The following is a 23,381-nucleotide window of genomic DNA, read 5'->3' on the forward strand; positions in this document are numbered from 1 at the left end:
TATTTATCTACTCAAGCAGTTGACCATATGATTGCTTTAATAACGTCTTCTTTCTGGAATCCGTCAACAATAATACTTGCAGTTTCTTGATCAACGTGAAGCAGTGATGCGTTCCCATTAACGATTTGATTTAATGTTGAAGGATTCTCCACTAAATAACTAACCAATTCCTGAATTTTCATCTTCTCCATCTCCAATTAAAAAAAGTATCAGTTTTTTCTTTTTTGAAGCCTCTAAATGTAGTTTCTTGAATGTTTCTTTAAACTTATTTCTGAGAAGGTTTCTCATAATAAATACATATTGTTGAGCACCAGATTTTTTTAATTTATCCTTTAATTCTTCAGAGCCGGCACTCTTATCCTTTGATTGAAAATACCTTAGCAAGTCTGAACTAGATGGATTAAACTCATTTTTCAAGTAAACTAGCGGTAATGTTTGCATTCTTTTAAAATCAATATTCTCTTTATTAAAAAGACCTAAATAGTCATTTTCAAGCTGCTCCGCCATTCCAAGATAATACGCATATTCTTCTACATTCTTTTCAAAAGAACCTGTTGCCAAGATAACCCCTAACACACAGGGTAACACAAACAGTGATCCTGCTTTTGACTTCATGATATTTAAACAATCCTGCTCATTCTCTGGCTCCAGTGTCATATCCATATGCTGTCCTTGCATTGATTGAATAGAATAAGTATATACACTGTGTAAAATTTCCGTTGCATGCTCAAGCTTTGAAAAGACTTCAAAACTCAATGTAAAAAGAACATTCGCCGCATTAATCGCAATTCCGCTCTGACATTTCATCCAAGGATACGAATCTTTATCCTGATCTTCGATATCATCTAATATATCGGCTGATAAGATGAGAAGTTCAATCCCTGCTGCCAATTGTGTAATCGCTTGCTTGTCTTGTCCGCCAAATGCCTCATAATGCTTGTAAGCCAATTGCCCAAAGGGAAATTCATTCTTTATATCTGTAAATTCTAAAAGCAGTTGCTGTAAATCTTTCTGCCTGACTGCATGTTGAATAAAATCAGACATATTCTGCTTGATTTTTGTATTCTCTAGATAGTTTAGCATACTCGGTCTTGTCCCTCACCCTTCCGCCTTTTATTTTACTAAAAAGACATGAGCAAATGTCCACTGACATCACTACTTAACAATTATATAATAATATATCCTTTTTTTGTATGTATTTGGATAAAAAAAAGACTTGATGATTATCAAGTCTTTAAGAAATTTTCACATATTCATATTTGTCGTATTGATCAATGCTTTTGTTAATGTTATGAAGAGAAGCCGTTGTTTCTCTAATTTCGTTTTCAAGTTTCCATAATAATTGTTTAAGTTCTTCGATTTCATACTTTTCCATCGATTCCACTCTCCTTTTTTGGAAGATCAATGTATTTGTGTATGGTGATTGGGTCATAAGTATTTGATCTGTTACTAACAGTGTAAATGTAATTGAGTATTTTTTCACCGAAAAGTATGCACAAAATGTGTGCGTGATACCGCAAAATTCAATAGGTCTTTTTTCATCATTTTCTGACTTTTCAAATCATACTTTTATCTTAATTTCAAAGGAACTTCGTCATTTTTGCGACAAGAATAGGCATCATTCGTCACACTTCTCTCACAACAGAACATACGATCCCTTCTATAACCTCGGTTTTGCGTGTTATAGGTCAGACGACAGACCCCATTGTGGACACCGCAATTTTTTGGCGACATTCACCGAAATTGACCGCAAAAGTACCTATTTTTATGTTGGATTTATAAAGATAGAAAGATCATTTTGATTCTTTATTCTGATTTTCTACATACATTTAGAACAGATATCCGTCCAATTTCACGTCAATGAGAGAAGAGGTGACCACGTGTTTTACTATGTTCCTTATCCTGCTTTGCAAGGTCCCGCAATGAGCCGTGCATATTCGCGCACGCCTATGACTTTTCCTCCAGTAGATGCCCACTCGTTTCAACGAGCCGCAAAGGAATCAGCCCGACTTGTTGCTGATGCTTCACTTATTACACAGCAGATTTCCAGCTCACTTTCGTTTGCACAGCGGATCATGGAGGCTGCTGAGCGCTCTGATTCGACAAGTGTCATCAGAATGCTGAAACAAATCGGTGTGAAAAGTGGTATTGACATCCGCTTTAGTCCAGAAGGCATTCGTATCTACTTGTCTCTCGCCTCTAGCAGACTGTTTCTTCTTTTACAGTGGGCATAACAAAAAAAGCCGCTCTGACGTGAGCGGCTTTTAAGATTCAAACATTTTATGACACCATTCAATGGCTTCTATATAACATCCGTAGGCTTCTTGCTTCGGGAGATTCCCATCTAACATCTCATCATCCCATTCATTTCGTTCAATCCGTTTGGCTACACCGAGTACAAATGAATAATCATTTTCATAGCCAAGCAGTGCCTCGCCCACTTCATCAGAAAGTGGCAGCTCTTTTACAAGTTCTGTGATATCTGCCCTGACAAGTGTATCAATGAGAGAAAACATGCCTGTCAGCATATAAGAGGCTGGGTGCTCTCGTTCGGTACGACTCGCAATCAGTTCACACGTTTTCGCCCGAATGAAGGACATTTTAATAATTTCTTTTTGGCTTGAATTGGCTTGAACATTCAATTCTTTAAATGAAAGAATAAAGATCCAGCGCCTAATTTCATTAAACCCGAGCAGAATAATCGCCTGCCGGATACTTTTGATTTGATAAAGACGTCTCATGCCGCCTGAATTGAGCATTTTTAATAATTGGTATGATAGCGAAAGGTCACTTTCAATAAAATGTGTCACGACCTGGATATTCGGCTGTTCCTTGCTCAGCTCATTTAAAAGCTGGTGGTACGCATGGAAGCTGGTCGATAATGCTCGTCCTGATATAACATGCGGCTCACTAAAGAAATACCCTTGAAACAAATGGAAGCCGGCTTCTAGCGCTTCTTCATATTCTCTTCGCGTTTCCACCTTTTCTGCAAGGAAACGAAGTCGATATTTTTTATAGGTATGTAGAATTTTTCTACGTTCTTCCGATGTGGTCTTTAGAAAGTCAATTTTTAAAATATCAATGCAATAGAGGAGTTCGTCAAGCAACTTGTCACTGAAATGTGATCCGCTTAGAAAAAAATCATCAAGTGCAATCGTATATCCCCATTTTTTTAATTCCTTACATCTCATAATAAGTGCCGGGGTAATCGGGACATTTTCTAATATCTCGATCACAAGCTGATGCGGATCAAAATAGGTGAGCAGATCAGACGAAAGTAAGCTTTCGGTGAAATTAATGTAGCATCTTTTGCCTTCTGTCAATGTTTCGATGCCGATATTTAAAAAACTGTTAATAATGAGGTCCGTTGTCGCTTGGTCACCATCTTCAGCGCTATATGTATTGGTTTCACTATCTCTATAAAGTAGCTCATATGATACGACTTGTTCTTTTCTGTTAAAAATAGGCTGTCTCGCAACAAACACCCTCAACTGCTCCAATCCTCCTTTATGCAATGACAAACAAGATGTGCTTTCAGTATACCAAATGATTGCGCTTATGGTTCAATTTGAATCGGTCAAAAAATAAAAAAAAGAGATCACCCGGCTTGATGATCTCCTTTTCTTCCAACATTAGCTTTCATAAAGCTCTAGTTTAATTTTATTTTTCACGTCATGGATAAACTGCATCTTGTTATCCCAGCATTTTTGACTCAAATCGACTGGATATTCTTCTGGTTTGCTGATTCGTTTATATTCCTCCCAGAAAAGTCCGAGGCTCTCCTGCACATAGGCTTGAATTGTTTGAATATCCGGATTGTCATATACAAGTTTTCCTTGTTCAAAAATCGGGACATGTAGATCCTTCGCCACAAAGTTTGTGACAAATTTGCTGATAAATGTATGCACAGGGTGGAACATTTTCAGCTTATCCTCACTATGAACATCTTCCTCTTCGAGCGCAATGTAGTCACCCTCTGAGTGATGATTCAATTGGTTGATAATGCGGTACACACGTTTACGTCCTGGTGTTGTCACTTTCTCTGGGTTGGATGAAATTTTGATGGTGTCATTCATCTTACCATTCTCTTCAATGGACACAAGCTTATACACTGCACCGAGAGCTGGCTGATCAAATGCTGTGATCAGTTTTGTTCCAACACCCCACACATCAATTTTGGCACCCTGTGCTTTTAAATTCATGATGGTATGTTCATCGAGATCACTTGATGCAATGATTTTTGCGTCATGAAATCCAGCTTCATCCAGCATCGTTCTAGCTTTTTTAGACAAGTAGGCAAGATCACCACTATCAAGTCTGACACCAATAAAGTTGATCTTGTCTCCGAATTCTTTCGCTACCTTAATGGCATTTGGAATACCGGATCTCACGGTATCATACGTATCGACTAAAAAGACACAGTCTGTATGGGTTTCAGCGTATTTTTTAAATGCCGTATATTCATCACGGTATGCTTGTACAAGTGCGTGAGCATGTGTTCCTGACACTGGGATGTTGAAGCGTTTCCCAGCACGAACATTACTTGTCGCCTGAAAGCCGCCGATGAGTGCCGCTCTTGCTCCCCACATTGCTGCATCCATTTCATGTGCACGTCTTGTTCCAAATTCTAGTGCTGTCTCGTCTTCAATGATTCCTTTAATCCGAGCTGCCTTTGTTGCAATCAGCGTCTGGAAGTTCACAATATTCAGCAAGGCGGTTTCGATTAGCTGCGCTTCTACTAGCGTTGCCTCGATGCGCATAATCGGTTCATTTGCAAAGACAATTTCGCCTTCCCGCATTGAATGAAGGGAGCCTGTAAAGGACAACCCGCTTAAATAATCAATGAAATCGCTTTTATAACCGAGTTCGTCTTTTAAATACGCTAGATCACTTTCGGTGAAGGAGAAGTCCGATAAATATTCAATCGCTTTCTCTAAACCAGCAAATACAGCGAAGCCATTGTCAAATGGAAGCTTTCTGAAGAAGAGTTCAAACACTGCCTTCTTCTCATGAATGCCGTCTCTCCAATACGTTTCTGCCATGTTAATTTGATAAAGGTCTGTATGTAGTGATAAACTGTCGTCAATAAACCGATGCTCCAACTTCCATTCTCCTTCCCTTACTTAACCACTTTCGCACCAAGCGACTGCTCAAAGTGAGAAAGTGCCCACTCGTGCCCCGCTTCATTAAAACTCGCTACAGCATTCTCGTGAATCACAAGTTCAAAGCCTTTATTGTACGCATCAACAGCTGTATGAAGTACACAAATATCGGTACATACGCCGGCTAAATGAAGTTCAGTGATGCCACGCTCGCGCAGTTTCATTTCTAATTGAGTGCCTGCAAAAGCAGAGTATCTTGTTTTTTCCATATAGTAGACATGTTTTAAATGCTTTGACGTGTGAAATAGTGAACTTAGTTTGCCATAAAGTTCAATTCCCTTTGTCCCGCGAATATTATGGGGCGGAAATAACTTTGTCTCTGGATGATAAGGGTCTTGCTCCTCATGATGATCGACTGCAAAGACGACAAAGTGCCCTTCATCAATAAAAGAAGAAGTGATCTCTGTGATCTTAGGCTCAATCGCCTGTCCAGGCTTTCCGCATGTCAATTTTCCATCGTCTGCAACAAAATCAACGGTATAATCAATACAAATCAATGCTTTGCCCATCCGCATCTCTCCCATATGCTCTTTTGACTCATTATAGCTTATTCATTTCACTAGGGAAACCTATTCAACAGATTCGTGAGCAAAAGCCTTTTGAAACAGCTCATCTTCTATATAGATGTGTTCTTGATTGACCGCATTCGGCAGCTCTATCACAAGACCAAAAGGTGAATGTGCCTCATGATGATTCACCACTTTAAAGGAACATCCAGCGGCATTAGCCATTTTCACATATTGAGAATAAGAAGCATAGGACAACTCACCATTTAAAAGAACAGTGGCCTGACGGTTGACCTTTAATATTTGTTCGACCTCTTGATACGGTTTATTTCGTGATACCTGTCCCTTTGTCAGGGCAAGAAGCGCTCGTTCTCTTAATGAACCGAGAAACATTCTTCGTTCATCGGGTTTTGTTTCAGCATGTCCAAATATCCCTTGCTGCAAATAAAAGTCTACGGATTCTTCTTTCATCGCTGTTTTCACTCCTGGTTTTAAAATTTACATTTCTGTGACCCAGTGCACAATCTTTAGTGCAAGTTCACGGGCTTCGTCTGTTTCTGCTCTTTCCATTAAGGATTGCTCGAGCGTATGGATCAGCTGCTCTTTTTCGTCCTCGTACGCAATGGAGATACTCCATTCAATATCAGGTACGGCAACAAGCGTTTTATATTCTTTTTTATTTTCATGTAAATATACATTGTAGGTCTTTGGTTGTCGGCTTGTGATGTGTGCTTTTCTAATTTTCATTTGACTCTGTTCACACCTCTTTTTTCTTCTTACATCCATATCCATTGTACCATAAAAAAAGACAGCTTCTGAAAAGGAATTCCCTTTCAAAGCTGGCTACGCATTGAAGCTTTTTTGCTGACTAATAAGATTTGAATCCCAAACAAATGTGACGTTTGGACTGTTAAAAAATTGGACGAGGTCCCCTGCATTATAGGTACCTGAACCACCGGCGGAGTGATCAACACTTTTTGGTGAAATGGCAAAAACATCACCGAAATGTGCCGCCCCATTTCCGTACACACGATCTATATGAATAGGTCCAACAATCGCTGGCATTGCTCCACCACCTTTTCTATCTACATCATATGCCCAGCTCAACAATACGTGTATCACAAATAAAAAAGACAGCTGATACGTCATCACCAGCTGTCTTTCTATGCATTAAATGATTGAGGCTGGTCAAACAATGTGAAGTCCCAAAGCATCGTCGCATTTGGATCACTTGTAAGAGACATATAATCACCTGAATTAAAGGCTCCAGCCCCGCCAGTCGAGTGGTCTACAGCTAAAGGAGCAATGGCCAGTACATCACCGAAAGTAGCTGCACCATTTCCTCCTAATGACTCGATATGAATAGGTCCAACGATGGCAGGCATCAGAATCTCCCCCTATCTGCTTATGTCAATCATCTTATGCAGAAAGGGAAAAGTTGTGCATTTGCCCTGACTTAGACGTTTAAATGCTGTTCTTTACGAGACCGCTGACGCAGCTGAACCAATCTGACAATATTCAGGGTGATGGCTTTGAGCAGTGCATAGACAGGAACCGCAAAGATCATGCCAAGTATGCCACCAAAGCTTCCTGCCCCAATTAATAACAAGATAATGGTCAAAGGATGTGTGTTCAGGCGTTTCCCAATGATCAATGGAGAAATGACATTTCCGTCAATTTGCTGCACGACAAGAATCACAATCACTGTCACCACTGCTTTTCCAGGCGAATCAAGAAAGGCAATCAGCACAGCTGGTGCCGCTCCAAGATATGGTCCAAGGTATGGAATCACATTTGTGACCGCAATGATAATACCGAGAATAAGCGCATATTTCACACCAATTAATAAATATCCAATAAAACAAGCGACTCCGACAAACAAACAGACAATAATCTGCCCCTGTATGTAGGCTGCGAGCGTGTCGTTTAATTCTTTGAAGATCTTGAGCCCTTCCTTGCGGTAAGGCATTGGTAAGAACTGAACGAGCTTGTCCGGAAACTTATGCCCGTCTTTCAGCATATAAAATAAAATAAATGGAACTGTGATGACGGCTAAGGCAATATTCGCAATCACGCCAAACACTGCAGACATGCTTGAAGCAATGTTTTCCGGTAATGCCTTTAATGTCGAAACGACCGTCTGTTCAAACTTTGAGACAGACACATAATCTTGGCTCATCATCCAAGTAAATGTTTTAGAATGCGAAAAGTCATTGATAAATTTCTGCATGTCCGTCACATATCCAGGGAAGCTTTTGACAAGTCCGCCTAACTGCGTGACAATGACAGGTCCGGCAGCATTGACGATGAATGTGATGAGTCCGATGAACAGGAGATAAATAATCAGGATGGCGAGTGACCTAGGAATCTTCTTGGACAAGAATCGCACAATTGGATTAAAAATGAAAAAGAGAATACCTGCCAGCAAGATAGGGACAAACAGTGTTGACGCAAATAAAATAATCGGCTGAAATAAAAACGAAACCTTTGTTGATACATACACAATGAGTAAAACAAGTAATATTTGGAATGTCCAAAAATGAACTTTAGATTTTAACAAAGATGCTCCTCCTGTTACATATTGATCTTATTAAAAAACTACTATTCAACCCACCTTCTGTCAACTGCTTCTTGTTTTTAGAACCTCATTTTTTGAAAAAAAAAGAACAATTGGTATATCATGCACTTTTTCTAGATATACATTCTATAAGCATGAAAAAAAGCAGACACCTATGCGTCTGCTTGTTACACTCTTTCACTGTGATCAGGCATCACCGACACGATTTGCTGGATCCGCACATAAAAAACTGATTTCGCCCCCGCTTCTATGACAATATGATCCGGCATGACTTCCTTCAATTTCCCACGGACCGTATCTTTCACTGTTTGCACAATTAATCTCATACCGACCACTTTCTGCAATGTTTGATAAACATATGGATCAACTAATGAAACAAGCTGTGGACTTCCTTGTTGTGCCATACTACTCGCCCCTTTACTTGTGTATTTACCCACAGCGTATGCATGAACCCATGTGAATGTCACTCAGAGCAATCCCACAACACCAATACCATATTTTAACAACAGGTACGTTTTTACATTTTTTAGAAGTATAATAGATTGGTGCTGCCAACCATTTAAATCATTTGAAGAGGTGAATTGTCTTGAAAAAACTCATCTATATTGTTTTTGTCATGCTCTTTCTATCCTCTGCAAGTTATGCGTATGCAGGCACAATTGGAGATCCACCTGGGACGCCAGGGAAGTGGTTTAAAGGAGAAGAGCCCGTTCAAAAAGACGGATCAAAACCACCACTTGTTTTTGTTCATGGCATTAACAGCTCCTCCTCCACTTGGTCCGATCGAAACGATATGGCAAAGCAGGCTGTTCTGAACGGATACGAAAGCGCATTCATAGATTTGTATCCAGATCAGGACATGAAAAAGAACGGCAAACTATTAGCAGAAAAGCTCAAAGAAATCTATGATGCGTTTGGTAGAAAACTCATTGTGATTGGTCATAGTAAAGGAGGGGTCGATACACAGTCCGCCCTGGTGTATTTCAAAGCCCATCCCTATGTGGAAAAAGTCATTACTCTCGGCTCTCCTCATAACGGGACACCGCTTGCGGATCTAGCGTATAGCAAGGGCGGAAGCTGGCTTGCGGAAATTCTTGGACAAAAAAGCGACGCGCTTTATTCTTTGCAAACCGGTCTGATGGCGGCTTTTCGAAGTGAAACCGACCAGCTTGAGGCGTTTCCCAATAAATATGTCACCTACTCTGGCTCGGAATGGGGAACATTTGGCGGTGTGCTATATTTAGGCGGCATGTATTTAAAGAGCTTTGGTGCAAATGATGGTGCTGTCACGGTAAACAGCACAAGACTATCGTATGCAAACAATATTTTAACGGGAAAATGGGATCACCATTCAATCAAAAACGGCACAAGTATGTTTCCTGTGTTCCAGCATCAGCTGCTGGCAAATGCCGCGAGCGCTGAAAATAAACATAAAGAGGAACAAGAGCCCGTTTCTGCCGAGCTCAATACAGATGTTTATGTGAAAGGTGGAGAAAGTGAAAAGGATAAAACAGAAGCGTTCTATGTAGAGGAAGGAACGAATGGCTTATCGATCCAGTGGTTAAATGAAAGGCAGGAGACGCAGCCCGAAATCATTGCCCCAAATGGCGATGTCTTAACAAACCTTAAGACATCGGAAACATCTTTCCCTTATAAAGGCGCATATTCACACCATGTAAAAATCAATAAACCCGTTCCTGGAAAATGGACGATTCAATCGAATTCAGGAAAAAAGGCTCCTTATCTGCTGCTTGTATCCTTTGATTCACCATTAAATGAAGAAATTAAAGAAGCTGCATCGAAATCAGGGGGCGCATCGACCCATTCAAGCGGTCTGATTAAGCGGTTAAGCAAATCAGTGGAAACCAATTACTTTAAAGACGCACAAAAGGATCATCCACTGAAAACAAGTACCTCATCAGCTATTCAATTGAAAAAAGAAGGTGCTTATTCCGTCACGGTGCAATACACTGGACTCACTACGTCAGGGACATCTGCGTTTAACCGTACCGTTATTCGAACATTGTATGTCGATCAGCACGGAACGATTCATGGAGACATTCCATATTAAACAGAGCGTTTCATGGGCTGAAGTGCCTGCTGCACTTTCTGATCCAAATCGGCAATTTTTTTCATTGCGAGTGATTCGTCTATTTGTCTGTAATGGTGGTGTCCGCCAGGCTCTTCATCCATTTCATCTGCTTTCTTCACAATTTGTTGAAGTGTGTCCTTATGAAGGTCGCCCTCTGGCAAATAGGAATCTGTATGAAGCAGAATCGCAAGTGCAATATCTTTGGCTGCTTTTGGTTCCTCCCCGAGCCGTATGAGCAGTTTATGTGCCCGCTCTGCACCTTTAATGGCATGAATATCATTTCGTCTATATGTCTCGTAATCCCACTCTCCGCCGGCTGTATACCATTCATAATGGCCAATGTCATGTAAGAGCGCTGCTTTCACAGCCAGATCTGGGTTAATCCCAGCCTTCATCGCCAGCTTGAATGCGTGATAAGCACAAGCAATCGCATGGGCTTTTCCTGAACGATTTAAATACTTTTGAGCAACTGGATGGGTGTAAACATCCATTAATGTAACCTTTCTCATGGAAACCCCTCCTTATCTATATTTTTAGCATCCTAACATATTCTGAAAAGAAACTCAAATGTTCTGTTATATTTTCTATGAGTCTCAAGATTAGCTTATGTCAAATTAGCCGGTTTTGCTTGTACAAGACGGAAAAAAGCAGTCGTTATGACTGCTTTTTTCCATAGTCACGTGCATCGTATACGCAGCCGCCAGCTGGATCATCCGCTAAAAGATCGAGCAAAATACTTGCGACTTCATCTGGACTCTTCAAAGTACCTGTTTCATATAATTGCTGAAAACGTTCAATTTGTTCGAAGTCCTGTTTTGATGATTTCCGAATCTCTCCCTGCATATCTGTATCAATCGTGCCTGGGGAAAATGAAAACGTGTTGATTGGATACGCCTCGTCCTGCTGTTCCTCATGCAAAGTCCTCATAAACATATCAAGTCCTGCCTTTGAGCTGCAATACGCACTCCAGCCTTTATAAGCATTTTTCGCCGCTCCAGAAGAAAGGTGAACAATCGATTTCTTTCCATTAAATGATTGAGTCTGCTTAACAAACACATGGCTCAGCAAAACAGGAATCACAAGATTCAGCGTATAATGCTGATGAAGCATATCCTGTCCGCCTTGCCCCACACGCTTGATTGGTGTCACCATGCCTGCATTATTAACGAATAAGATGTCATCAGCTGCTGCCAGTGTTTGCGGCGTGAGACAATCTTGAAGCCATTTGGCTGCTGCTTTCTCATCTGTCAGGTCGACCTGTGTATGTGTAAGCTTCGGATGAGAAATCGGTGATGCACTTCTTGCTGCCGTGTACACATGATCTCCGCGTGAGAGCAGCCGGTTCACAAGTGCTAGGCCAAATCCTTTTGATCCGCCTGTAACGATTGAAATTCGAATGACAATCTCCTCCCTTGATAACCTTATTTTACGTAGTGAAACGGTACGACTTCAAGCAATCTGCATAAAGAAAAACCTGCCTCTTTTTAAAGAGACAGGCTATTTCTTCTCAGCCTTCACATTCACCTTTGGAATTAGAATAAACATCACAACGATGCCAAAGACGATTAAGAAACTAAAGATGATCGGAAGCAGTGCGGATGACTGCTTCTTGTGATCATCGCCAGAAGGTGCCGATACAGCGGCATCACGAAAAGAGATATTCATCTCTTCCATCATGTGTGCTGATGTTTTGGGCGGGTTCTCTTTTAGATCACTGAAAAGCTGCGGAGAAAGAGACCCTCCCGGAGTTTTAGGCGGTTCAGCAAAATGAATGTCTGTTTTAACTGTTGATGTCTTTTTGCTTTGTTCGTATTTCGTTTGATCCCTCAATATACTTGAGTTAATATTGAGTTCTTTTTCTTGATATTCATTCGGCCTGACATTTGTATCCGTATCTTCACCAGCAGCGAAAGCAGCAGGAATGATGAGAAAAAGGGACATGACACCAAGTGCCATCCCTTTCACGAACAGATTAAGCCTCATGAGTCACATCACGTTCCTCCGTTTTATCTTTCCATAGCTTTGTCACAAGCGGGATGGCCATGAAGAGGACAGTTAAAATCACTAATCCTATAACACCCATTCCAAAGTGATCTCCATCTCCATATTGGATGGACAGGTACACGTCTGTCACTGGATTTGTGAAATGGAAATTCGGCATCACCAAATCAATTAATGGTGCGACAAAGAAGAAAATAAGCGCCGTTGCTGCCATCCATCCGGCAATAGAGCCGAAATGGAACGCCGTGCGAATAAAGGCGGAGCAAGCCACCAATAGTAAAATCGTGAAAATGGACCATTGAATCGCTTGATCATCTGCAAGCTTGTAAATGTTCAGTCCGAACAAGCTGATCATGAGTCCGACTAATAGATTTAAGATGCCAAACAGTGCACCTTTAACCAGCATCGGAGCTGCCGCATAATACGAGCTGAAAAAGCCAATTAACAAACTACTGATCATCACAATGACCAAAATGACCACTGGCGGTACAGTCTGCGTTTTTTCTTCTGGTACATCACCGCTAATTTTCAGCGGATTGGCTAAGTGATTATACACATAGTTGCTGTTGCCTTGATCGCTTAATGTGTTTCCTAAAATACCTTTCAAATCTTGCTGAACAAGCTTCGTGGAATGAACATTCTTGCTCCAGTTTTCATTCAGCGTATCCGCTTTTTCTTGGACCGTTGTGACACTCTCTTCAATGTTATTCGTATAATCCGCCACCCCTTTTTGGCGGTCGGTTAACGAACTCATATTTTCAGAAAGTCGAAGCACTTCCTGACCAATTGAATCCTGTGCACTGACAACAATAGAACTGCCTGCAAGGTCTGCCGTATACACTGCATCTCCTTGATCAGCCATTTGCTCCGCAACATTGTCCGCACTTTCAGAAATTGTGTTTAATTCCTGTTCCATGCTTGCCTGCTGAGTCGAAATGTATTCTGCATAGCCATCTGAAAACTTCTGCATCTCATCAATAAAAGTAGACACATCCTCGTTTGACGTCAGCATTTGTTTTTTGAGCGTATCCCAGTTGTCTGTTTCCTCTTTTTTGATGGAGAGGATGGACTGGATATTCTCTTCTTTTGCGTCATATAAAGAAGAGTTATTAGATGGTAGGTAGACATTTGCGATCATCAGCTCTAGCTGAGAGAGTTGATTAGAATACTCCATTAATTTTTTAGTTCTTGTTGATTTTGTTTCAAACTTTTTCTCAAAAAGATGATCGCTAAAGGCATGACTAATCGGTGAGTTACTGCGCTTCAGCTCTTTTACTTTGCTTACAATGGATGATTCTTGATTTTTGATTTCATTCGGAATGACGTTATATCGATCTTGTAACCATAGAATCATCTTTTCAAGTTTATCTACTTTTTTCGTCAGACTCTCAAGCTCTTTACTCATTTGACTCACTTTGTCTTTCAATTCGTCATTATGAGCAGCCGCTTTTTCTTGAATTTTCTTTTTCACTTCATCTAAGCGAGTTGAGAGTGCTTTTAGGTCATCCTGTGATGAATTCTTGCTGCCGGTATCTGGCTGAGCAGGATTTTCACCACTTTCACCTTCTTCCCCATCTCCAGCCGAAGGCGGTGTCTCCTGTTCTCCTAATTGATCCGCAAGGTCGTTCATTTCTATTGAAATTTGCGCGAGCTCATTTGTTTCTTCATCTAGGTTCATCCCAATATCTTCTGGGTTTTCATTATCTTGATCTGATGGCCCGTCATCTTCAGAATCAACTGGCGGCTCAGGCTCGTCCATCAACTCTTGCCTTTTTGCCAATAGCTTTGTCTGCAAGGCTGATATCTTATTTCGATAGTCTTCTAAGTAACGCTCTTCATAGTTTTTAATTAGTTCCTTCTGAGACGCTATCACAAGTTCCGTTAATCCCGTTGATTGCTTAGGAATGGCTTCTTCTCTTGACTTTTGAACAGATTGGATGGCGCTGTCCGTTGTGTTCAGCTGACTTTGTACCCCGTTGATGTCTGTTTTGAGTCCGCCCATTTGATCACTAAAGCTGCGGGCATTTTGGTTTTGGATATCAGCAAGCTGTTTGAGCCCCTGCTGGATTTGTTTTTGGTTTGTCGATTGCGCTTTGATCAAGAGGTCCTTTTGTTTGTCTTGATACTGCTGGTACTGATCGACTACTTTCACAAAGTCCTTTAACTGGTTCTTTGCTTCTTCTGTTGTAGTCAGACCGTCTTTATACTGTTTCTGCGAGTCGGTCATCGCATTTTTTAATTCTTCTATTTGTTTCTTCTGCTGCTGAACCGCGTCTGATAGTTTGTTTGAGTTTGGCTTATAGAAGTTATACATCGTGTTTTGGAATTCGACTTCTTTGCCGACAATATGCTCAAACTCTTCTCTGACATTGCCGATTTCCTGTGATACAAAACTCCAGTATAACGTCGACATCTGTTCATTCATTTTCTTTTGCGCATTTTCCAGCTCTCTTTGCACTTTCTCTTTATTGACTGAATTGAGCTGATCTTGAATGGAAAATTGAATGGATGCCTTTTCAGGATGGTCTTTATCATAGCTCAGCACATTTTTAGAGAAATCAGACGGGATATAGAGGACAGCGTCATACTTTCTGCTTTTCAGTCCATTTTCCGCCGCACTGCGGTTCACTACGGTCCATGTATAATCTGGACGCTCTGATAATGCGGCGACGACATCTTGTCCGAAACGAGCAGTGTTTTCACTTTCGCTCGCTCCCATATCCTCATTGACCACAGCAATATTACGTGTGGCATTCTTTTTCTGTTTTGCCGGGTCATCTCCAATGAGGTGGAAAAATAAAACCGGCAGAACAAGAATCAATATCATCGTCGATACGATTTTGATGGAGCTTTTTTGCTGCTCTGTCATTGAACACTCTTCCTTTCTACCGCACATAAAGGAACCTGAATTTTCTTCTCTTTCCCGTTCTCAACCAAATACCCGAAGCCTGGCTGAATATCTGGTTCTTGTCTTGCATACGGAAGCGGTATGATGTTTTGCTCTGATTTTTTCATGAGTAACATGGCATGACGAACTTGTTTGATTTCGTTTGTGAGTGCATCATAGCCTTTACTGAATTCGGTATGATTTCCTGATGCGATCAGGCTAAAGCCTAGGTGCGCATATGATTTCATGAAATCAGCCAATTGATCTTGAAGACGCGGGTCAATTGTCTGCTGAAAACGCGTGATCCCATCAACCACAAGCACAATTTGAGGGAACGACAACTGATCAGTCTCTCCCCGGCGCACAGCTTCGACGTACATCTCTTCCCGCACCTTGAATAAACGGTCTATTTCCTCTGCCCATTCGGTGATATCATCTTTTGTTTCAAGGTAATCAATGTTCTCTTCTTTTGCATAATGAGAGAGACCCCGATCAATCGAATCAAAGACGGCCAGCTTCTCAGGTTTTGCTGCTAAAAGCTGATCAAGCATCAGTTTTGTCACATTTGTTTTCCCTCGCTGCGTTTGACCGATGATGAGGCAGTGTTTATTCTTCTTCAAGTCAAAGTAAACAGGTGCAACAGATTCCTCATCTAGTCCAACTGGAATGTCATAAGGCTGTTTTTGTTCTTCTAAGCGATTCTCTAGCTCCCAAATGGTTAGTTTATCAGGAAGCATTGGTACAGGTTTTGGTTTTTCAGCTGATTCAAAGCGATCATGAAGAAGCTGAATCTCTTGTTTCAAATGCTCAAACAGCTCGAGATCGTTCTCTCCTTCAACTGGTAGGAACATTTGTGCAAAGTAAAGCTCTTCTTTGTTGATAATGACTCGCCCCGGAATCGGCTCTAAGCTAAATTTCGGTCTGCCAATAATCGAGTACGCCTCTCCTTGATCCATTAAGTAATGGACGACCTTTGTTTTCAAGTTGTTCATAAGAGATTGGCGGACTGCATTTACCCGAGTCGCTGTAATCAAGAAGTAAATTCCTAATGATTGACCATCACGGCTCAGCTGGATAAATTCAGATTCAAGTTCATGCATTTCGTCTTTGACAATGTCAAAGTTGTCGATCACGATGAAAATGAATGGGAGCTTTTTCTCATTTAAGGCGTTGTACATTTTGATATGACTCATTTCTTGCTGCCTGAATAACCGCTTGCGGTATTCAACTTCTTCCCGCAGACGCGTCATCGACTTTTGAATCTTTCTCATTTGATCCATTAAGAAATAATCCGCCGTGTGCGGCAGTTTGGCTAACGGAAGCAATGTTCCGTTTCCGAAGTCATAAATGTACGCATGCCATTCTTCCGGTGAATATCTCTCCGCAAAGCTCATGAGCAGTGTTGTGGCAGCAAGTGATTTTCCGTAGCCGGAGGAACCAAAGATGCCAATGTTTCCATCCTCCATCATGTGATAAGAAAGTGGATGCTGGCTTTGCTGATCTGGCTCATCGACAAGCGCAAAATGGAAGACATGCTCTTCACTTGACGCATAACGTGATTTTGGAATCCGTTCTTCGAGCGGTGGAAGCCAAGGACTTGGGAGCTTCTCAATCCCAAGCTTCTGCTGCATACGTTCAATTTCATCCACAACAGCAGAAATCTCCGACACTGTCTCCTTTTTCACAGCCGGCTCTGTACTTACCCCAGATAACGGAATAAGTCCCGTATCTGTCACAATGGCAATATCATCTTCTGATCCGTAGCCATCTTCCATATAAGGCGCACCGCTCCAAGCTGATTGGAACAATTCATAGATTTCATTGTTTCCTACTTGTAAGTAGCCGCGGCCTGTAACGGTAATAGACGCCGCATCACTATTTTTCAATATTTCCTTACTGTCTGACGCATCTTGTACTTTTAGTGCGACCTTAAAGCGGGAGTTACTCCAAATCTGATCATCAATGACTCCGCCTGGCTTTTGTGTAGCTAAAATGAGATGGACCCCGAGGCTTCGGCCGATACGTGCAGCACTGACAAGCTCTCTAATAAAGTCCGGCTCTTCACTTTTTAATTCAGCGAACTCATCAGAGATTAAGAATAAATGAGGCATTGCCTGTTCAGCCTTTTTCTCCTTATAGAGCTTCGTATAATCATTGATGTGATTCACATGATATTGATCAAACAAGCGTTGTCTTTTCTTCAATTCACTTTTAATTGAAGCAAGCGCCCTTTCACTAAAGTTCTTACTGCCTTCAATATTGGTGATCGTGCCAAGTAAATGAGGAATATTCCGGAACGGTTGCGCCATTCCGCCTCCTTTATAGTCAATCAATAGGAATGCGACTTCATGCGGGTGAAAGTGTACAGCGAGCGATAAAATATACGTCTGTAAAAATTCACTTTTCCCTGATCCTGTTGTTCCCGCCAACAGGCCGTGCGGGCCGTGTGCTTTTTCGTGCAGGTTCAGATCCACAATGTCATTTTTTCCTTTATAACCGATTGGCACAGAGAGTGATTTGGCCGTTTCTGATGTGAGCCACTTTTCACGAATGCCAATCTCGTCTACCTGTTTGGCATGAAAAAGATCAAGGAAGGAGACCGTTTCAGGAATCGAATTGGTCATGCCAACTTGATGATCTAATGTTCTCAGCGTTCTGGCAAATAGCTCATTGTCCCTGCGCTCATGTGTATCAAGCTGAAATGGAATTCGGACGGCTTTCTTGTGCTGAATGAGAATATCTCCTTCTTCCTCGTTAATATAACGGACAAGCGTCGAGATATTTTCAGCTAAGCTTTCCTTTGTTTCAGCAGCAAAAATTATGGAGATGCCAAGGTCAGTTCGGCTGCCTTCTAAATATTCTAAAATCACATGTTCCGCAATGAGCTCATGATTTGTCACGATAAACACAAAGTGAGGCGTAAAGATCTTCTTCTCTTTTTCTTCTTCTAGATCACGCTCACGTAAAATTTCATAAATGGAGGACAACAGCTGATCACGTGTTTGTTCGTTGTAAATAAACCCTTTGCCGTATGTATGAGGCAGCTGGAAATGCGGAAGCCATTTCATCCATTCCCAATTCTCATACTCTTGCTCATGAAAAATAAACACAAATCTTAAATCATGATAGCTATGCGAGAAAGCAAGCTGTCCGACAAGCTGATGAAGCTCCTTTTTTACAATGGCTGGCTTTCCAATCAATCCAGTTGGGCCATCGGCAAGACCGAATGTGATAGGTACATCCTTCACTTCACGATAGACCTGTTGCATGTGCTGCGTTTGTTCCATTAAGTCATCGATATCACGATTGGCCATATCACCGCCGCTCATCGATAGTTCATAGCTTGACGGAACTGCGCCCGTCCCAAGACGCAGCTGCAAGAAATCATCACTCACAAGTGTTTTTTCCCAAATTCGGCCGCTAATTTCTGACGTTAAATACTTCATTTGTTCAAATGACGGATAATGATACGTCAAAATATATTGCTGGCGGTCGTAAAGCTCTTGCAGCTCTTTTCGTTTATTTTCTAAGTAAAGAGAATAGACTCGCTGCCGTTTCTCTTCCCGTCTTTTGCGTTGTGATTTCTCTTTAAAGTATTGAACAGACGATGTGATTAATGTCATGATAAACATCGCCATCGACACGACAATAAAGATTCCGCGCGGCTGGACAAGAGCGACAATTCCCATCACAAGAAGCATCACAAGCGGCGGGAGGACAACAAGCCAAAGCCCTCTGCTGTTATTTTCGCTCTCCTGCGAAGGAAAGCTAAAGGAAACCCGGTCATCTGGCAGATCATAAATTAAACGTGGTGTTCGTCTATATAAAGGATATTTTTGTTTTGTTTCTGTGCTTGGTGCTCTTGTTTTTTCCAAACGTGTTTGAAATGGTTCATATGCAGTCACCTGCAATAAATCATCATCTTTCAATGTCACCGTCAGAAAGTTCCAGAACAGCTCATCTCCAGCATCAATTGTCTCTGGACCGTGAATTTTTTTCCCGTTCACATAAATCGTTTCGTCCTGAGGCATGACGTACCAAGTTCCTTCGATTTTCTCCAAAGTAAACTGTCTCGCATCTTGAAACATAGAATGCGCTTGTTCTTTCCACACATCGATCTCATCTTTGTTCTCACGTGAAAAAGACAGCTCGACTCTATTTCCTAGGTAATAAATGTGTTGATCATGATGTGCTTCCATTAAAATAAGTGTCAGTGTATTAAGCTTATATGGTTCATGTGGAAGCAATGTGCCTTTCTTCTCTTCACCCTGATAAATGGAAAAGCCATCATTCGGTTCATCGGGAGTTAAACGGATGACCCCTTCATCAAACGAAAGTGAAGGGATTGTCACCGTATGCTCTATTTCAGGTCCAATCACAGCTTCTCGATTGAACTGCTCGTCTAAACGGACGGTTTGATAATCCTCCTCATAAAAAACCCAAAGAAGACCCAAACGCTCCACCTCCTCATGGGACAGCACCAACTGTCAGTTGTATCGAAAGAATTATTTTTTCTCATCTTTTTTCGTCTGAGAGGTTTTCTTTTTCGCTTCAGATTCTTTCTCTTTTTTCTCTTGATCGGTTTTTGACTGCTCTTTTTGTTCAGCTGTTTCATCTGTTTGGCTTGCGCCCGAGGAGTCATTGGTGCTTGTCTCCGTTGTTTCTTTTTCTTCATATTTCGCCATTTCCTTAATGATCGGATCTAGCTGTTTTTGTTTTTCTTCAGCAGAAAGACTGTCATCGTTTTGAATGTCATTGCGGTAGGCGACGAGTGCCGTAAATATGTACCGGTCGTCTCCAAGTACCCGTGCAATATCAAGTGCTTCCTTGCTATTGCCTTGTCCGATATGAATCCAGAAAAGGAAATATTGCGGATCAGTCTGTAATGTGTATGTATCTGTGATTTCTTTTTTATGCTGATCGAGTAACAGATTGCCTTGATTTGTTTGTACATACGAAATGGCCAGTTCATATTGAAGAGAGACCGGCATTTGATTGGCTGAATATTTTTCTAACGTATCCACCACTTGGCTGTACTGTTTGTTGAGATAATATTTGTTTGCCTCGACATACGCTTCTTGTTTCGGCATTGCAAAAAAGAAGGTGTAGATGGTGTACACCAATGCAGGGATTAATAGGACAAGCAGACCTAGTCCGACATATCGTTCGACCTTCCATTTCTTTTTCGGAATGGTCAATAGCGTTTTCTCTTTCGTTTCAATCGCTTCGATCTTTTGCTGAATCAGGGCAGACAATTCTTCCAGAGACTGCGTTTCGCTGATCTCTTTTGCCAGTTCAGATAATTTCAGCGTCTCGCTGTAAGCCACATATTCTTGAAACTGATATTCATGGTCCACCACTCGAAGAATGACGGCTTTGACCTCTTTTAACAGACGATGCTCATCCGTTTCATATGGCGGGATGCTTTCTTTGACGCCGTAATGCAAAAGTGCAGGAGCTAAGCCTTGATGAAAAACAATGTTTTCAGGAGAAACAATAGGATGCAGCCGCTTCACGTCGTGTTTGCACACTGCATCGACAAGCTGGTATGAAAAAATCCATTTGCTTTTTTCATCCTTCGCATGGATGAAACGAAATTCCTGATAGGCAGGAGGCGGTTGAATAGAAATAATGACCTCATCTTCAGTTAATTGAATCTCTTTTTTGAATGAAGGATTGATGTCTTTGATTGGTGCCGCTTCTAAACCGTCTAAGAGTTTAATGGTCTCTCTTTGAAAAATGAAGCTGTAGGTTACGCCCTCTTTTTTCATCACTGCTTCTAATTGTTCTTCTAAATAGGAACTCTTTTTATCTGCCATTTACAAAAGTCCTTTCATAGTATTTCCAGCCTGTCTCCTGTGGTGATTCCACAGTCTGACAGCTTATATTCGCCTGAAAACACAGCTTTCTTATTGACTACTCGCACCCAGCCGCCTTCTCGCTTAGGAAGTGAGATTTGTTTTGCCTGCCAGGCGATATGGATGACTTGTTTAATATGTAAATAATTTGATAGTCTCAAATCAAACACACTGCCATCATAATTTTTTAAGTCGATGGTAATATCGATATACACAAATTTCCACCTCACAAAATAGAAAGAGCGCCGGCATCCATTGACAGACTCGGCGCTTTTTCTGCTTTTCACACTTAGAAAGGAAATCCCTTTGATTAGCCGCGGATTTGGCTGGCGATGTCTTGGTCAGTGCTTTCAAGTGTATTTGCCGTTTGATCAAGCTGATTGCTGACATCTGTTAATAGATCAGACATTTTGATGAATGAAGGCTTTAACTGCTCGTATTGATCAGCAAATGCTTCACTAGAAGCACCTTCCCACATTCCTTTTAAATCTGAGATCATTCTATTTAGACGATCAACTTGGTTTAACACTTCTTGACTTTCAACACCATATTGCTTAGCGGTCGCTCTTAGTTCTTCTGGGGTTACACGAATAATTCCTGACATATTCCTCATTACCTCCCGTGCATAGCCGCCATATAATGGGCTAATCCACTTATTTTTTGACGTTATTATTATAAAAACAGAAATGATACACAGTCAAACAAATCTGTTTTTATTTTACAAAATGAGTCTATAGAATTACTGTATTTTCGCTTTTTATCTATTATTTAACATTTTTTTGGTCATATATTCTTAATAAGTGTAGACACACTTCACTGAATCTTTCCGCCTATTGATTTATTACTACGTTATTATTGTACTATTTCTTTTTCGCCATCTTTCAGCATCGATGCGCTCGCTTCTCATAGCGATCTCTTTTTTAAATTTATGGCATTTTGTTATTGATTTACGTACCTCTTTCTCTTCATAATGTAAGTACGTGAAATATTCGAAAAAGCAGGGGTTTTTATGACAAAAAAGACGGATCCATTTAAGTATAGTCTTGATCGTTTAGAGGATGTGGCAGACCAAATTAGTGATGTGCTCAATTGCCCTATTACTATAGAAGATACGCATCATCGATTGTTGGCTTATAGCACACATAATGATTTTACTGATCCCGCCAGAACTTCAACCATTATCTCCCGCCGCGTACCGGAAAAGGTCATTAATCGGCTTTGGAAGGACGGCATCATTCCTACACTTCTTAAAACAGACGAACCGCTTCGTGTCCCTCAAATTGCAGAGGTGGGTTTATCTAGCAGGGTTGCCATTTCAATCTGGAAGGACAAAGAAGTACTCGGATTTATCTGGGCGATTGAATCCACGCAGCCTTTTTCAGAAGAAGACATGGACCTTCTGAAGATGGCAGCACATGCTGTTAAAAACAAATTACTTAACTTACAAATTCGTAAAACGAAAACAGAAGTACGCAATCAGGAGCTTTTTTGGAAGATGCTCACAGGTCATATTCATGAAAAGGATGAGATGCTCGACCTATTTTTAAGACTCGGCATCAGATGTCCAGACACGTATGCCATCATCATCTTCCGCCTTCGTGACGAACTCACAGAGGACACAGAAAAAAAGCTATCTTATCTGCTTGAAACAACGCAGCAAGTCCAAGTGCTGTTAACGACTGTTGATTTTCACGAATTCATTATTCTTGTCTCACCAAAAACAGAGCACCCGCTGCAGGATATTAAACAATTCACAAGTGGCATGCTGCAGCAGCTGTCTGACCGTTATCATATCCATCACGTTCAAGCAGCGATTGGTGGAATTTACGATAACATCTCTCATATTCAGCCATCCTATAAAGAAGCACTCGCTGTATTAAAAACAAAAGAGCGCTTCCCTGTTGAAACCGAACGTTTACACAGTTTTTCTGAACTTGGTATTTATCAATATTTAGATGTCCTCGCTGAAAAACGAAGGGGCTCATCTTACTCCAGTTACTCATTATCAAAGCTGGAAGATTACGACCTGAGGCACCATTCCAACCTAGTCGAAACCCTTGAACGATTTATTGACTGTGACAGCAATGCCAATATTGCGGCAAAGCAATTAAACATCCACATCAATACATTGAATTACAGATTAAAACGCATTACAGACATTGCAGAAATCGATTTAAAAAACATGAATGAGAAAATGACCATATACCTTGATATGAAGCTAAAAAACGTCCATTTGTGAAATTTCACAAAGAGGCGTTTTTTTATTTTTTATTTCAACCGAAGCATTTTTTAAACAT

At 41.0% G+C, this 23,381-nt stretch carries 23 protein-coding genes; 3 read left to right on the plus strand and 20 right to left on the minus strand.

Translation table 11 applies throughout. The annotated features are described in order from the left end of the window. Positions 1-11 precede the first annotated feature (11 nt). The 3 genes from comX to degQ all read right to left on the minus strand — a co-directional run bounded on the left by comX (position 12) and on the right by degQ (position 1,375). Entirely contained in the window at positions 12-182 is a 171-nt protein-coding gene (comX, locus tag MHI33_RS17420; RefSeq protein ID WP_012011107.1) for a competence pheromone ComX, read from the minus strand. Next, a complete protein-coding gene (locus tag MHI33_RS17425; protein ID WP_106029260.1) occupies positions 160-1,083 on the minus strand; it encodes a polyprenyl synthetase family protein in 924 nt (307 codons plus the stop codon). Before MHI33_RS17425 ends, comX begins: the two co-directional genes overlap by 23 nt. A gap of 151 nt (positions 1,084-1,234) precedes the next feature. Then, positions 1,235-1,375: a degradation enzyme regulation protein DegQ gene (gene degQ, locus MHI33_RS17430; protein WP_003213123.1), complete on the minus strand. Its 141-nt coding sequence runs from the start codon at positions 1,373-1,375 to the stop codon at positions 1,235-1,237. A gap of 505 nt (positions 1,376-1,880) precedes the next feature. Here degQ and MHI33_RS17435 point away from each other — a divergent pair. Beyond that, a complete protein-coding gene (locus tag MHI33_RS17435) occupies positions 1,881-2,234 on the plus strand; it encodes an inner spore coat protein (protein WP_113768032.1) in 354 nt (117 codons plus the stop codon). A gap of 30 nt (positions 2,235-2,264) precedes the next feature. On the opposite strand, the gene MHI33_RS17440 is transcribed toward MHI33_RS17435, so the two are convergent. From MHI33_RS17440 to MHI33_RS17480, 9 genes are all read right to left on the minus strand, one after another. After that, positions 2,265-3,491, minus strand: a complete 1,227-nt coding sequence (locus MHI33_RS17440; protein ID WP_106066310.1) for an EAL and HDOD domain-containing protein — start codon at positions 3,489-3,491, stop codon at positions 2,265-2,267. A 141-nt stretch (positions 3,492-3,632) separates the two neighbouring features. After that, positions 3,633-5,102 (minus strand): nicotinate phosphoribosyltransferase, encoded by a 1,470-nt coding sequence (locus tag MHI33_RS17445; protein WP_058013789.1) that lies wholly within the window; start codon positions 5,100-5,102, stop codon positions 3,633-3,635. A gap of 17 nt (positions 5,103-5,119) precedes the next feature. Next, positions 5,120-5,671, minus strand: coding sequence for a cysteine hydrolase family protein (locus MHI33_RS17450; RefSeq protein WP_012011112.1), 552 nt, complete (start codon positions 5,669-5,671; stop codon positions 5,120-5,122). Positions 5,672-5,731: 60 nt separating this feature from the next. Beyond that, positions 5,732-6,139 (minus strand): YueI family protein, encoded by a 408-nt coding sequence (locus tag MHI33_RS17455; protein WP_044140823.1) that lies wholly within the window; start codon positions 6,137-6,139, stop codon positions 5,732-5,734. A 27-nt stretch (positions 6,140-6,166) separates the two neighbouring features. Then, positions 6,167-6,415, minus strand: a complete 249-nt coding sequence (locus MHI33_RS17460) for a YueH family protein (protein ID WP_034660684.1) — start codon at positions 6,413-6,415, stop codon at positions 6,167-6,169. 96 nt (positions 6,416-6,511) lie between these two features. Further along, positions 6,512-6,733 carry a spore germination protein gene (locus MHI33_RS17465; RefSeq protein WP_050944046.1) on the minus strand — a complete coding sequence of 74 codons (222 nt, stop codon included), beginning with the start codon at positions 6,731-6,733 and terminating at the stop codon, positions 6,512-6,514. A gap of 98 nt (positions 6,734-6,831) precedes the next feature. Continuing rightward, on the minus strand, positions 6,832-7,053 hold the full coding sequence (locus MHI33_RS17470; protein ID WP_065099075.1) for a spore germination protein: 222 nt from the start codon (positions 7,051-7,053) through the stop codon (positions 6,832-6,834). Positions 7,054-7,124: 71 nt separating this feature from the next. Then, positions 7,125-8,228, minus strand: coding sequence for an AI-2E family transporter (locus MHI33_RS17475; protein ID WP_003213254.1), 1,104 nt, complete (start codon positions 8,226-8,228; stop codon positions 7,125-7,127). A 185-nt stretch (positions 8,229-8,413) separates the two neighbouring features. Continuing rightward, positions 8,414-8,650, minus strand: coding sequence for a YuzF family protein (locus MHI33_RS17480; RefSeq protein WP_003213721.1), 237 nt, complete (start codon positions 8,648-8,650; stop codon positions 8,414-8,416). Positions 8,651-8,832: 182 nt separating this feature from the next. On the opposite strand from MHI33_RS17480, the gene MHI33_RS17485 reads away from it, so the two are divergent. Next, positions 8,833-10,317, plus strand: a complete 1,485-nt coding sequence (locus tag MHI33_RS17485) for an esterase/lipase family protein (RefSeq protein ID WP_268454910.1) — start codon at positions 8,833-8,835, stop codon at positions 10,315-10,317. Here the strand turns inward: MHI33_RS17485 and MHI33_RS17490 are convergent. From MHI33_RS17490 to MHI33_RS17525, 8 genes are all read right to left on the minus strand, one after another. Then, entirely contained in the window at positions 10,314-10,847 is a 534-nt protein-coding gene (locus MHI33_RS17490) for an HD domain-containing protein (RefSeq protein ID WP_003212819.1), read from the minus strand. The two genes, MHI33_RS17485 and MHI33_RS17490, sit on opposite strands and share 4 nt — an antisense overlap. A 145-nt stretch (positions 10,848-10,992) precedes the next feature. Then, on the minus strand, positions 10,993-11,736 hold the full coding sequence (locus tag MHI33_RS17495; protein ID WP_065099077.1) for a (S)-benzoin forming benzil reductase: 744 nt from the start codon (positions 11,734-11,736) through the stop codon (positions 10,993-10,995). A gap of 99 nt (positions 11,737-11,835) precedes the next feature. Then, the gene (gene essA / locus MHI33_RS17500; RefSeq protein ID WP_340912808.1) at positions 11,836-12,321 is read right to left on the minus strand and encodes a type VII secretion protein EssA; all 486 of its coding nucleotides are present in this window, start codon (positions 12,319-12,321) and stop codon (positions 11,836-11,838) included. Then, entirely contained in the window at positions 12,311-15,208 is a 2,898-nt protein-coding gene (gene esaA / locus MHI33_RS17505) for a type VII secretion protein EsaA (protein WP_340912811.1), read from the minus strand. The genes essA and esaA overlap by 11 nt, the downstream gene beginning before the upstream one ends. Next, positions 15,205-19,680: a type VII secretion protein EssC gene (gene essC / locus MHI33_RS17510; protein ID WP_113768037.1), complete on the minus strand. Its 4,476-nt coding sequence runs from the start codon at positions 19,678-19,680 to the stop codon at positions 15,205-15,207. The genes esaA and essC overlap by 4 nt, the downstream gene beginning before the upstream one ends. Before the next feature lie 51 nt (positions 19,681-19,731). After that, a complete protein-coding gene (essB, locus tag MHI33_RS17515) occupies positions 19,732-21,045 on the minus strand; it encodes a type VII secretion protein EssB (RefSeq protein WP_065099081.1) in 1,314 nt (437 codons plus the stop codon). A 14-nt stretch (positions 21,046-21,059) separates the two neighbouring features. Further along, on the minus strand, positions 21,060-21,299 hold the full coding sequence (locus MHI33_RS17520) for an EsaB/YukD family protein (RefSeq protein ID WP_003213579.1): 240 nt from the start codon (positions 21,297-21,299) through the stop codon (positions 21,060-21,062). Between the two features lie 95 nt (positions 21,300-21,394). Beyond that, positions 21,395-21,688: a WXG100 family type VII secretion target gene (locus MHI33_RS17525; protein WP_003213769.1), complete on the minus strand. Its 294-nt coding sequence runs from the start codon at positions 21,686-21,688 to the stop codon at positions 21,395-21,397. 405 nt (positions 21,689-22,093) lie between these two features. On the opposite strand from MHI33_RS17525, the gene MHI33_RS17530 reads away from it, so the two are divergent. Continuing rightward, positions 22,094-23,323, plus strand: coding sequence for a PucR family transcriptional regulator (locus MHI33_RS17530; protein ID WP_044140830.1), 1,230 nt, complete (start codon positions 22,094-22,096; stop codon positions 23,321-23,323). Positions 23,324-23,381: the final 58 nt, after the last annotated feature.

Origin of the sequence: Bacillus sp. FSL K6-2971 (assembly GCF_038006405.1) — a bacterium.
Taxonomy (GTDB): domain Bacteria; phylum Bacillota; class Bacilli; order Bacillales; family Bacillaceae; genus Bacillus; species Bacillus pumilus.